7 protein-coding genes are annotated in these 13,232 nt (G+C 67.9%); all 7 read right to left on the bottom strand.

Annotated features, from left to right (window positions below):
- Window positions 1-3: 3 nt before the first annotated feature.
- The 7 genes from ACIA8C_RS32210 to ACIA8C_RS32180 all read right to left on the bottom strand — a co-directional run bounded on the left by ACIA8C_RS32210 (window position 4) and on the right by ACIA8C_RS32180 (window position 13,208).
- Complete coding sequence (locus tag ACIA8C_RS32210) at window positions 4-522, bottom strand: YbaB/EbfC family nucleoid-associated protein (RefSeq protein ID WP_397141202.1); 519 nt, start codon at window positions 520-522, stop codon at window positions 4-6.
- 16 nt (window positions 523-538) lie between these two features.
- Window positions 539-871, bottom strand: a complete 333-nt coding sequence (locus ACIA8C_RS32205; RefSeq protein WP_397141200.1) for a hypothetical protein — start codon at window positions 869-871, stop codon at window positions 539-541.
- 189 nt (window positions 872-1,060) lie between these two features.
- The gene (locus ACIA8C_RS32200) at window positions 1,061-2,704 is read right to left on the bottom strand and encodes a hypothetical protein (protein ID WP_397141198.1); all 1,644 of its coding nucleotides are present in this window, start codon (window positions 2,702-2,704) and stop codon (window positions 1,061-1,063) included.
- Between the two features lie 153 nt (window positions 2,705-2,857).
- A complete protein-coding gene (locus ACIA8C_RS32195) occupies window positions 2,858-3,307 on the bottom strand; it encodes a TY-Chap domain-containing protein (protein WP_397141196.1) in 450 nt (149 codons plus the stop codon).
- Window positions 3,304-3,795 carry a DUF6301 family protein gene (locus ACIA8C_RS32190; protein WP_397141194.1) on the bottom strand — a complete coding sequence of 164 codons (492 nt, stop codon included), beginning with the start codon at window positions 3,793-3,795 and terminating at the stop codon, window positions 3,304-3,306. The genes ACIA8C_RS32195 and ACIA8C_RS32190 overlap by 4 nt, the downstream gene beginning before the upstream one ends.
- Before the next feature lie 119 nt (window positions 3,796-3,914).
- Window positions 3,915-4,880, bottom strand: a complete 966-nt coding sequence (locus ACIA8C_RS32185; RefSeq protein WP_397141192.1) for an alpha/beta hydrolase — start codon at window positions 4,878-4,880, stop codon at window positions 3,915-3,917.
- Window positions 4,881-5,003: 123 nt separating this feature from the next.
- A complete protein-coding gene (locus ACIA8C_RS32180) occupies window positions 5,004-13,208 on the bottom strand; it encodes a hypothetical protein (protein WP_397141190.1) in 8,205 nt (2,734 codons plus the stop codon).
- Between the last annotated feature and the right edge of the window lie 24 nt (window positions 13,209-13,232).

Raw genomic sequence — 13,232 nt, 5'->3', positions numbered from 1 at the left:
AGATCACCAACCGGAATCGGTGACCCCACGCTCCCGGGACTTCACATTGTCGAGTGACTCGACATTGTCGAATGTCATGGCGGCGCTGTCGGTTCCGGCAGTAATAGCCCGCTCCAACGAATCGGGTTTGCTCATCGGCGCGTACGTCTGCGCGGGCATCTGACCGCTCAGGTCCGGCATGCCTTCTACCAGATCCGACAGTTTCGGCAAGCGTGCCCGCTCCTCCTGGAAAGGCGCGAGCAGCTCCTGCGATTGGCGGCGCACGTCCGCGATGGCCTCTTGCGCCGCCTGGGTCACGGCACGCGCCAATTCCGCGTATTCCAAATCCTCGATGCCGCGGCCGAACTTGGTCTCGATGACGGCACCATCCGCATTGACCACAACCGTCACCCGGCCGCCGCGCACAGTCGCCTTGCCAACCAGCGCAACGCGTTGTTGCTGCAACCGCGCGATGGAATGGAGCTGCGATTGCACCTCTTCCATCAGGTCGGCGACGTCTCCCCGAGAAAAATCGTGTGCCACGGCTACCGGCCCTTACTCAATTTTCGAAGCTTTCGCCATTGCGCTTGTCGAGGTCGTGTTGCAACTTGTCGGCAACCGTGCGCTGGTTGGCGGCCACATCATTGAAGGAGCCTGCCATACTCGTGGTGCCGTCGACGAGGTTCTTCTTCGAAGAGTGGTAGCCGTCGCCGCCGCCGGGGCCGTCCGCGAACTGTTTACCCATCTTGTCGTCGCCCCATGGGGCACCGCGACCGGAAAGCGTCGAGGTCAGGTTGTTTACCACGTCAGTGATCCGGTCGCCGACATGGGCGGTCTTACCCGCGGCAGCACGGAAATCGTCCGGGTGGAACTCGAATGTCTCGTCCGCCACAATGCACCCTTTCCCGCAGTGCGAGGGAAGCCAACCCCCGGCTCGATCCTGAAGTCATTGGCGGAGTTCATGATCAGTTCACCCGATCTCCGCTGTCAGTCAATAAACCGTAACACCAAGGGTAGTGGTGGACCACTCCAACCGAGCACCCCAGTCCTAGGGGCACCGGGGTCCCTTTACCCCCCACGATCAGGCGTCTACCTGGCCGTGTCGCCGCTGGAATCGCTGCTCGAACTCGGCGATGTAGAGCGACGGCGCCACCGAGGACGACGACTGTTCGAGCACGCCATCGTCGGCGATGTAGAACAGCGCCCGGCCGATCGCGATCTCGCCGGGCGCGGTCGGCACGTAGACCATCCACCCGATGCTGATCCGATCCGCGCGCAGGCCGTCCACCGGATATCGGGAGGTGTCCATACCGCTGTCCAGGATGAACTGGCGCACCCTGGCGATCGCGTCCTCCTGCGGCATCGGCTCCGGCACCGTCATCGTCACGCCGGCCATGGTGAGCTGATAGAGGGCGCCGTCGATATCGAAGGAGCCGTCTTCGCCGAAGACGTCGACGAGGGTGGACCGGGTGACCACGCCGATCTCCGCGGCGGACACCAGATTCGCGACGGATTGCCGCTGGCGCGGGCTCGGCGATTCCGCGATCAGGCCGGACACGATGTCGACCACGGAATCCGGCGACCACATGCCGGGCACCGCGTCGCTGAGTTCGTCGGCGATCGGCGAGTTACCGCGATACCAGTTGCCGCCCTCCCACCAGTAGCAGAACGACAGCAGGCCACTGGCCGCACGCGAATTCAGCACCGGATTGGCCACCCACTCCGGCGCGCCCACGTAGAAATCGGGCATCGGCACATCGCGGTTGTAGACCGCGTCCAATTCCGGTGCGTTCCATACCCCGCCGGACAGCACCGCCCGGCCGCCCGGCACCACGTACAACGTGGAGCCACTGCGCTTCGAACCTTCGAACCAGCTCAAGGCCGGTAGCACGCGCGGTCCCAGCGGCGATCCGGCCGCGACGAACCCCGCGGCGATCACCGCCCAGCGGGCCGCAAGCAGCGGCAACGCCGGGAAGTCGTCGGCCGCAAGTACTCCGCGCCTGCCCGCGTCCCGATCGGCCCGCGCCTGGACCGCTGCCTCCTGCGGCGTCCGCGATTGCCGATCGGCGTGGCCGATGTAAGCCGCCAGCCACACCGGCAGCCGCCGCCGCGGGTACATCTCGAGGTCGGCGCGATAGATCTCCGGTGCGAAGAGTTGTTCGTCCGGGAACGGCTCATCGCCGTAGTCGTAATCGACTTCGACCTGACCGCTGCTGGTCAGCGTCATGATGTAGCGCCACCACGGTCCGTCGCTGAGCTGCGCCGACACGTGCCGATGCTGACGGACCAACGCCAGCACCTCCTCCGTCGGATACGCCCGCGCCATGCGGTCCTCGTCGTCGGTGAAAACGGCAAGCGCCACCTCGGCCGCGACGGTCACCGCGAAGACCGCCTCCAACCGCTGCCAGCCCGCCGGGCCGTCGGAGGCCAGCTCTCTGACGATCTGATGACTGATCGCCGTCGCGCGCTCGGCCGGATCTTCGACCGGAGGCGGGGCGGCCAGCGCGCCTGCGAGGGTGAAGCCGACGTCGGGTCCTTGGTCCTCGACGCTGCCGGGCTCGCGGTCAACCGGCTCGTCGACGCCGGCTTGCTCATCGGTCGAAACCAGGAATCGCTTCATGAAAGCTATTTGTGCGGCGGTCGTTTCGCCGCCAGGTCGCTCGTGGTCCTTGGCCGACTCGTCGCGCGGCCTCGGGTCCGGAGCCTGGTCGTCTGGACTGGTCACGTCGCGGAAATCTCCTCAATCTGCGCACCGAAACGGGGGCCGTCCGAAGAGGTAGCCGCCCGCGTCCCATCCTGGCACAGCCCGCAACACGACGAGTGGCGAACGTCAGGGCGGCGCGACGGCGCGGAAAGCGCTGCTGAAGAAGGGCCCTCGTCAGCCCGGCGACGGCAGGCCGAGCAGCGGCAGATCCAGCTTGCGGTTACCAGCGTTGCCGTTCCATGCCTCGTAGTAGAGCGTCGACAGATCGGAGATCCGGAAGGCGTCGCGCAGTCCGGTCACCACCATCGATGCGATTCGGCGGTAGCTCGCCGAGTCGATCGGCCAGGTCGAGTCGAGCCACCAATTTCCGCTGTGGTCTTCATCGGGCTGGTGCCAGCCCGCGTCGGCAAGCAGGCGGCTCCCAGCCGTACCGGCGCCCAGCTCCGGGGCGAGCCATCCGTCGCCGACGACTTCGGCGATCAGCTTGCTATCGGTCTGGAGGAACTGCGCATACCGCGCGACATCGGCCGACTCATCTGACTCGATGATCTTCACTACCGCGCCCGAGGGCAGCTCCGCGAGGTGTCGGGCCAACCCTTCGGTGAACTGCTCCCACCCGGTCAAATCAGGCCCTGTTCCTGCAGGTCGATGGTTCGATCCTGGGCGGCGAGCCGCGCGTTGGTCACCAGCGCCAACTGCACCGTGATGTCCAGGTCCGAAAGGACGATGGTCGCTTCCCCACCCGCCCAACGAACCTCAGCGGATTCGCCAGGAATGCGGGCCGTCGGTTCACCGAGTCCGCCGATCAGCGCGTTGGTCATCCTGACGAATGTGTCGCGCGTCTGAGTCCGCCCCGCCTGATCCTTGTCCGCGAAATCAGTGACTTGCAGCGTGAGCTCGACAGCCTTGCCGCCCTCGGCCTCGACCAAACCGCTGGCCCGGCCGAACCCGGAATCGAGCCTGACCCACTCGGGCCGCGACGACTTCACTTCCCAGCCGAACGACGCGGCCAACTCCGGGATGTCGTCCAGCGGGCAAGGCCAGTTCACTGAGCGCAGCCGACGGGCCAGCTCGACGATTTCGTCGTCGGACAGTGCACGCCATTCGGTCATGGAATCACCCTAGTACTCGCTGACGATCCGCATCGTTTCTTGGCGATCGACTGTGCCACAACCTGGTTACCCGCACAACAATGGCCAGCGCTACCGAACCGATGCCGGCCGCACCGCGCCTACGCCGACAGCGGTCCTCGCGCGATCTCCACACGCTCGATCTCGGCGACGAACCGCTCGACGCTGTCGAGGGCGGCGCGGGCCTCGGGCAGGAACCGGTGGCCCACCTGGAAAACGTGGAACATGCCTGGCCACAGCTGTACTTCGCAGCGGCCGCCCGCTGCGCGTTGCGCGGCAGCGTAGTGTTCGGCGTCGGCGCTGAGCATTTCGCTGCCGCCTGCCTGCAGCAGCATCGGCGGCAGGTCGGGGCCGACATGGGCGGCCACGTTCAGGCGTGGGTCGTCGAAATGGGTTGTGCCGGTGTAGAGGCCGGTCATCCGGGTGGCCAGGCCGAAGGACATGAATGCCTCGTCCACCTCGGCGCGGCGGGCGTCGGCCAGCGTCCAGGTCGAATCGACCAGTGCCGAGAAGCCGACCAGCGCCTTGGGTTGCGGCAGGCCGAGCTCGCGCAACTGCACGGACAGGCCGAGAGCCATGTGGCCACCCGCCGAATCGCCCATGAGCACAATGTCTTGCGCGGCGTGACCCTGTTCGAGCAGCCAGAGATAGCCGTTCAGGACGTCGTCGTGTGCCGCGGGGAATCGGTGCTCGGGGGCGCGCCGGTAGCGCAGCGTGAACGCGGAACGATCTAGTCGCCGCGCCAGCTCGGACACCAGGCCTCGATGGGTGGCCGGGCTGCAACCGACGTAGCCGCTGCCGTGCAGGTAATAGATGAGTGATCGTCCCGGTCGCGGCACCGCGCCGACCCACTCCCCCATGGCCCGGCCGCGCGGCCCGGCCACATCGACCGGCGTAGTCGGCAGCGCGCGATCGAACCAGATCCGGCAGGCGACGGCCAAGCCGAGCCGAGCACCGGCGACTCCGACACGGTTGGCGGGCAACCGGGCGCCGAGTGGCCGCAGGGTGGAATGCAACGCGAAAATCACGCCGCGACTGGCCAGGGACACCGGATCACCATTGATCATCTACAGATTGAACCCAACCGCACCCGGCCCTGGCAATACCGGCCGCAGCTACCTGGCACAGTGCACAAAAGTGTCGACTACCTGCTGTTCTGTGGCACAGGACCTTCGCATGTCGGCTGCCGGTCAGGCGAAGATGGTGGCGCGGCGGGACGGGTCGATGAGGACGTCACGCACCAGCAGGCCGAGATCCATCTCGGTGGGCATGGACCGGTAGATGACATCGAAGGCGGGGACGCCCGCGACACTGACCACGAATCTGGTGTTGCGCCGATCGTAGGGATACCAGTCGACCGAGACCGGGCCATCGAGATCGATATCGCGGCCGCCTGCGCGCAACCCCAGCCTGCCGTTGTGCCGGTAGAGCACCACCGGGGCAGCACCGAGTTCGCCGTAGACGCCGCGGAGTTGACTCGGGTCTGCGGGCGTTGCTCGCAGTGCGCCGGTGATCGGGTCGAACTCGGCGAATACGCCGTAGCCGACGTATGGGCGGACGACAATCGTTGTGTCACTGCCGGTTTCGCGGGTGTAAGAGCGCCGGTTGTGGCCGTTGCCGCCGTTGCGGGCATCATTGCCGCGGGCCTGTGGGCCGCCGCCCATGGGTGGCGGAGGCATGGGAGTCCATGGGGGCATCGATGACCCCGACGGATCGCCCGACGGAATCGACCCGCCTGGTGGCGGATTCGGCGGTCCGGGTAGCCCGGGTGGTACAGGTCCGCCCGGAGACGGGATCGGCGAATGCGGTGGTGTCGATGGAAATGGTGGTGGCACCGGCAAGTTCGGTGGCACCGGAAGCTCCGGTGGCACAGGCCAATTCGGTGGCGCCGGAAGCTCCGGTGGCACGGGCGAATTCGGTGGTTCCGGTAGCTGCGGTGGCACAGGCAGCTGAGGTGGTTCCGGGAACTGTGGTGGTACGGGCGGATTCGGAGGGAAGGGCGGGGGCAATGGTGGCACCGGCGGACGCGGCGGCACCGGGGGTGTCGGCGGAATTGGCGGCGTCGGCGGCTCCGGGACCTGCGGAGGCACCGGAGGGCGCGGCGGCTGCGGCTGCGGCTGCGGCTGCGGCTGCGGCTGCGGCTGCGGCTGCGGCTGCGGCTGCGGCTGCGGCTGCGGCTGCGGCTGCGGCTGCGGCTGCGGAGGAACCTTCGGGGGCTCCGGCGGGACCGTCGGAGGTTGCGGGTCCGGTACCGGCCATGGTTTTGGCGTGATGTCCACTGGCTTCGGGAATTCGAACTCGTAATCCCGCGGCGGATGCGGAATGTGCGACCTCAGTGCCCGGCCAGGCAACTGTGGTAGCTGTGAATCACGCTGACCTGTACCAGGTTCCGGCGGTTCACCACCATTTCCGCGACTCGTCCGCGAGCCACCCGCACCGTTCTCCGACCTCGGTGTCGACCCATCTGCGGCCTCTGGCCGACGCGACGACGAGTCCTGGTTCGCAGACCCTGGCGGCCGCGACGGTGGATCTTGCGGGGGCTCGATGGTGGTGGGCGGTTCTTCGTCCGGTCCGTCGGAGTCGCGGCGGTCGAGTTCGTCGAACTTGGCGGTCATCTCGCGATGCGCCTCGTCGAGATCCGCCATCAGTCGCTGGTGTTCACCCTGCGCCGCGAGATCGTCGCGAATCTGCTCGAGATGATCGAGCGCCCGGCGCAGTGAGGCATCGGCCGACTCGGAATGACGCCGGTAGGCCTCATCCACCTTCGCCAGCTCACGCGCCAACGCCTCATCGATCCGCGAAGGCGGAGCCACCGAATCCGGCACAGCATCGTGCCCAACGAGGGGCCCGGTCAGATCACGACCGACCTGCTCCAGATGATCGAGTACGCGCTGCAACTCGGCATCGGCCTCGTCCGCATGGCGCTGATAGGCCTCATCGAGCGCGGCCAGCTCACGTGCCAACGCCCGATCGATCCGCGAGCTCGGGTCCGGCTGTGTATCCGCATCCGACAGATCTTCGCGGGCTTGCGGTTCAGTGGATTGCGGATCCTCGGTTTTGGGTTCCGGCGGCTTCGTCGGGTCACCCACGCGGTCCGACTCTGGCTGCCGCACAGTGTTATCCGTATTGTCCCGGTCGTGCGAGCCGGTAGATTCCGCAGGCTGGTGGCCGTTGGCTTCGATGGCCGGGTGCTCGGCGGCACCGTCCGATCCGGGTCCGCGCGGTGCCGGGTCGATGGGGGTTGGCGTAGCGGCGGGGCCGTCCTCGTCGGGCCCATCCAGCTTGGGTGCAGGATGTCCGTCGCCAGGATGTCCGGGCGGGTCGCTCGCGGGCAGCTGCTCCGGCGCACGATAGAACTGCTCGGCCAGGTCGGCCAGGTCGCGGATCTGGGCCGCGCGCTGTCGAACCTCGTCACGCATCTTCGCGATTTCCGCGGCCAGTTCCTTGGGGCTCAGGCCCTCGTGTTTTTCGATCTTGCCGTCGCGGTACGCCTCGTACACCTTGCGGAAGGTCGCGTCGTCGGCTCCGGCCAGATCGACACCGACGAGCCTGGCCCAGTCCCGGTTGGGGTCGGGTCGGCCGGTCTCGGCGTCGCTGTCGCGATCCCAGGTGCCGTCGCCGTCGGGGCGCCCGGGGTGGTCCGCGAGGGTCTGCCCGAAGTCGAGCGCGTCTCCGGAACGTAGTGCGTCGCCGATGATCTCGCGCAGCGCGTGGATCGCCTCGGGATCGTGGATCGGCGGCTCGGCGGTCACCCGCGGGTCGGCGGACAGATCACCGCGCGGCACATCGGAATACGGATCCATTGTGATCAGCGCGTCCGTGTACTCGGTGAGCGCGCTTTTCAGCAGGTCATGCTCGCCGCCGCGCTCCAGCCGCGCGAACAGCTTGCGTAACTTCTTCGGGTCCAGGCTGTTCGAGTCGAGCCCGTGCACGAGCCTGCCCGCGTCGTTCTTGTGATACTTCGGCGGGAACAGCTCTGCTGGTTCGACGCCGAGTCGCTGCGCCAGTTGGTCGCGCGCGGCGGCGAAGGCGGCGGGATCGAGATCGCGCAGTTGCTTGGCGTACGCGACGAGGTCACCAACCTGCTGTGCGCGCAACGCGTTTCGGAACGAGTCGTCGGTGAGTGCGTCGGCTAGGCGCTGCGGCGTCAACTCCGCCTCGGGAATGCCGAGGCGGGTGGCCAGTTGGCTACGCGCGTCACCGATGTCGTTGAACGACTCGATATCGTTCATCGAGCGGGAGAAGTCGGCGAGCGCCTCGATCTGGCCGGCCCGAACGGCGTTGTCCAGCTTCATATCCGCGATGGTCTGGGCCAACCGGTCCGGATGCAGCGCCTCCGGCTGCAGCCCGAGGGTCTGCGCCAGATCGACCAGGTCCGCGAGGACTTCGGCACGCGGCCGCGGCGGTGCTCCCGGAACGTCCGCCGCGGACGGGTCGGCGTGCGGCGCGTCGGCGTTGTCGAGCACGACCGGCCGCCATTGACCGTCGCTGTCGCGCAACAGCGTTACCGCGAGTTCGCGGCCATCGATGGTCTCTCGATGGTGATAGACGTCGGGCGTCTCGACCGGTTCGAGATGGATATGACCGTTCCGATCCGTGCGCGCCTTGTGGTAATCGACCTCGACGTCGCCTCGGCTCACCGCATGCGCGAGATCCGGGTTGTCGGCGAGCGCGCGGGCCAGCGCGGCGGCGCGGTCCTGCGGCCCATCGATGACCACGAGCCGATCGGGCACATCCTCGCCGACCGGGATCCGGATCACCTGGTCGCCGAACGGTTCACCGATCGGCGGCTGATCGTCGGATTCTGGATGCAACCGAATCTCGGCGGCATCGGCGAATTCGGCGACCCGGTCGGCCCGCGCCTGGTTCGCGGCCCGCAGCTCATCGATCCGCTGCGTGGTCACCGTGTCGATGTCCAGCCCGAACATCTGTGCCCAGGTGGACAATTCGTCACGCAGCTGGTCCCGGCGCAGCGCGTGCTCGAAGTATGCGCGCGGTCCCTGGTCGCGGCCGAGTTCGTTGTCGTCCGGCCCGATATCACCCCACTCCTTCAGTGGGTCCGCGCCGTTGCCGACCGGCGTGTACTGCTGCACACCCGGCGCACCCTCGAAGGCCGCGTTGATCTCTTTCAGGAAGCGGCCCATCGGGTTTTCGTCGAAGAAGCTGACCTCATCGGAGTACGGGATCGGCACCCCGGCCGGGTCGGGCTCGCCGCGCCGGGCAGGACGGCCGTAATCGTCGTCATCGAATTCGTCCTCCTCGAGGAAGAATTCGTCGTCCTCGTCGCGCCTGCGCGCGTCGGGCCCTTCGAGTTCACCGGGCGGCCGATTCCGCTGCTCGCCGTCATCGAGGGCGGGCCGGGAATCCTGGCCTGCCACATCCTCTTTGGTGTATGGGCGGGTTTGCTCCTCGTTGAATCGCCGGTGCGCGTCGGCGAGGCCTTCGATCGCCGCGGCCTCGCGCAGCGCGCGGTACTCCTGCTCGTCGATGACCCGGCGCACCGATGCCGGATCCTCGTCGGGCAGGTCAAAGCCGAGCCGGTCGGCCAGTTCGGCCAGCGACTCGTGCTCGGGCGGTGGGCCATTCGGCTCAGGTCTCGGCTCCGGGTGCTCGGGGGGCTCCTGTTCGAGCACCCTCGCCTCGTCCTCGGAGACCAGCCCCAACCGCTCCATGTCATCGACGATCCGCTGCCGCTGCTCCGGATCGGACACGGAGAGTGCGTCTTCCAGGACAGCCCTGGCCTCCTCCGCCGAAATCTGCTCGACCTCGAAGAGATCGGTGATGGTCTGCCGAACCAGATCCGGATCCGCGTCGCTGACCCAGAAGCGGTACTCCTCGCCGTCCGCGGTGCGCGGAGCCACGAAATCGCCCGCGACATCCGGAGTCCGTCCCGACAACTGGCCAAGGATCGGGAGGTGTTCGCGGTTCTTCCAGATCGTCGCGCCCTCTTTGAGGATGCGAGCGACGTTGGGCGCCTTGTCCGCCGAATCCGGGGCGGGCCCGACGTGCGGGACGTCCGGCGATTGCGGCACGTGTGGCGTGGGGGCGGGCGCCGGATCGAACAGATGAGGCGCGTTGGCCACCCCATCGCGCAGCGCCGTCTGCCCGCGGCCGTCCTCGCCCGAACCCGACGGGTACTTGGGGTTATCCCCCTCGTAGCCGCGAACGTAGATCCGGTCTCGAATGCGTTCCCACGCACGGCGAACCGGCGACCTCTGCTCGACCTCGTTCGAACCCTCTTGCCGCGCAGGTGGTTCCCCATCGTCGGCGGGCACCGCACGCCAACGATCCTCGCCGTCCGGATGCAGGGCCAGCGGCACCTGCTCGCCGTCGACGTCGAGGGTGAGCGGATGGGTGTCGTCGGGCAGCACCACCTCATCCGGTTCCAGAACCTTTGGCATGCCGGAGTCGTTGTCGCGGTTCGAGTTCGACCCGTCGCCAGGGTCGTCAGCGGAGGCAGGTGGCGCTAGTTCGGTGGGTGGTTTCTTTCCGCCGCCGTCCGAACCCGACGCAGGCTCGGCAGGATCGCCGGGCGGCCGCTGTCCGACATCGACATTGCGCAATGCCGATTCCCTCGGTGGCACCCCGGCGTCCCCGTGCTGGTGCGGGACTCCGTTCTCGTCGAACAGGATTGTGCGGGTGACCTGAACCGGATAGTCGGAGCCGGGCAGGATCGGCGGGAAGTCGTGGCGCAGGCCCGCGGTCGGATCGCGCACCACGATCGCGCCGTTCTCCTTGAGCAGCACATAGGCGTGCGCGCCGACATTGTGCTCGTCGGTCCTGCCATACACGTCGACGACCAGCGCGGCCACGCCGTCGGGGCGCTCGATTCTGTTGCCGTCGGGGTCAAGCACGAAGCTGCCGTCCGGGCGGGTCTCGTACATCAGTGCGTCGCGAATCTCGTTGTGGTTCTCGACATCTCGCAGCGGTGCTTTGGCGGCCTGCTCGATTTCCCCCTGGGACACGCCATCCGGGCCGATTTCTCTGGTCGGCACGTCGATCACGTCGCTGCCGGTGACCTGACGGATCAGTTCGAGACTGCGAATCGCGCAGTCTCGCGGCTGTTCGGTGCCGGACGGGTCCTGTCGCCCTGCGGTGTGATCCTCATCGGCGCCTGCGAGGGGATCCGGGTGCGCGGTCCGATCCGCGCGTGGCGCCGCGTCCGCGCCGGTTACCGGGGCCAGCGGAAGCAGGCCTGCTGCGTCGAGCGGCGACGGACCGTCGCCCTCATGTCGAGTCTGCTGACCATCAGTGGGTGCCGCCAAAGCGTCCGCCTCGCCCCGTGCGCGTGCAGCAGGCTCACCGGTCGAGCCCGACTGCAGGGTGGACTGACGGTCGGTGCCGTGCGGCGATGTGTCGGCTACGGCGCTGCGGTTCGGCTCTGGCCTGGTCCGCGGCGCGGTACCGTCGCCGCGGCCGTCGCTCGCGCGAGGACGATCGGCGGGCGGGGGGCCCTCGCCCGTCGGTCGGCCCTCTGGAGTTCCGGCCCGCGGTTGCTCGACCCGCGGCGCGTCCGAACCGGTATGCGCGCGCGCATCACCGGAGGCAGGGCGAGGTGGGCCGGATGATGCTGGGTTGCTGCGACTTTCGCTACCTGGCGCCGGGCTGGCCGATGTTGGATGGGCGGGAGCAGCGCCTGGGTTGGTGGCAGGTGTTGGGTGGATAGCCGCGTTGGGGCCGATTCCGGCATCGCCGTTGTGCACCGAAACCGGATCGTGGCCAGTCGGCGTGGCGTCGATCCGGCCGTCGGAACCGTTGCCGTGCACCGCATCCGGCGCCATGCCTGCTCGCTGGGTTGTGGAGTCCCCCGGATCGCCGTGCGCTGCAACATGGTCAGCACTCGGGACGGCACCGTCGACTGGTCGGGTACTGCCGTCGCCGGTTCTAGTCGGATGGTCGCCGGAATGAGACGGCGTCGAATCTCCGTCCCGCCCGGTGGTCGCCGCGTCGCCCGATCGGCTTCCGGCGTCGCCCGAAGTCCTATCCGCGCCGTCACCCGATCCACGGGTATCGCCGGATCCGTTGGTATCACCTGAATTCCGGCCGTCACCGGCAACCCGACCATCGCCAGATCCATTGGTCTCGCTGGAGGTCCGGCCATCCCCCGAAACACGACTATCGCCAGAACCTGTGCCATCCCTCGAATTCCGGCCGTCGGCTGCGTCCGCGCCATGCTGCCGAGCGTTGCTATCTCCTCCAGCGCGACCGTTGCCCTCGGCGTCCCCAGCTCCGGCGGGCCTGGTCGCACCGCCATCTCCGGTAGTGCCCCGGCCACTGCCATCCCCCGCCCCGGCGGGCACTCCGGCGCCATCCGGCCGCAGCCCGACGCGGGTACCGTCACTCGAATTCGCCCCGTCACCGCCGGAGCCATTGAAAATGTCGTCGAAGCGAGCCCCGAATCCGGGCCTGTTGAACAGGCTCGGCCGCATGTTGCCCCAAGCATGCTGCGCGCCAACCTTGTTCAGGCCCGACATCGCACCGTTCGACGCACCAGCGGTGAACATCCGCCAATCCACCTGGGTGTTCTTCAGGTTGTTCCACGCGTCGCCCCAGCCGTTGCGTGCGGCGTCGATCCCGAATTGCGTGCCCGTCGCGGCGACGAAGCCCGCACCGGCACCCAGTAGCCCGGCGGCGGGGCCGGTGATCGCGGCTCGCATCCACGGCTTCATCTCCGAGCTCAGCCGGTGGCCGAGCCAGTCGCCGAATGGGCCCGCCGCGGCGCCGCCCGCGGCCGAGCTCACCGCGGTGACCGCGACCTGGTCCCAGTTGATCGCTTTGCGGTGGCCGTGCTCGACCTGCCACTGCTGCACGCCGAGCTCCTGCAGCGTGCCGAGCACCGTATCGATCGCCACGTGCCGCAGCAGGAACTTCGCCAGCTTCGACGCGACGAGCTTGCCCGCGTGCCGGATGATCGCGGAGACGACCCGCTCACCGATGATGCGCACGGCCAGCCGGGTGAGCCCGATCGCGGCCGCCTCGACCGCGGGCGCGGTCGGCGGAAACAACCACGCCGCGGCGAGTTCGCCCGCCAGCATGCCGAGCGAGGACCAGTACATCAGCTTGGCGTACTCGATCTCGGTGCCGACACCGTTGGCGGATTCGCCGATCTGGTCGAAGAGCTCGGCCAGCTTGGTCAGCGACTGGTCCTTATCCGAACCGTCGCCGGAACGCATGCTGTCGAAGCCCTTGATCATCTCCTCGACGCCCTCGCCGGCGGGATAGGCGGTCAGCGAGGCACTCTTCGCGGCGTCGATATCGCCGAGGATGCTGCGCAGATCGGCGGCGGCGGTGTGCCAGTCCTGGGCGAGGGCCCACATCTGGTCCTCGTTGCCCTCGGGCCACTCCATGCCGACAATCGGCTCGAGCCACTCGAGGAAGCCCGGCAGTTCGATCATGTTCGACTATTCCGATATCAGCGG

The sequence above is a fragment of the Nocardia sp. NPDC051321 genome (assembly GCF_044455225.1).
GTDB lineage: Bacteria > Actinomycetota > Actinomycetes > Mycobacteriales > Mycobacteriaceae > Nocardia.
Note: the sequence above shows the minus strand (reverse complement) of the source record. Positions and strands in the feature narration are given on the sequence as shown.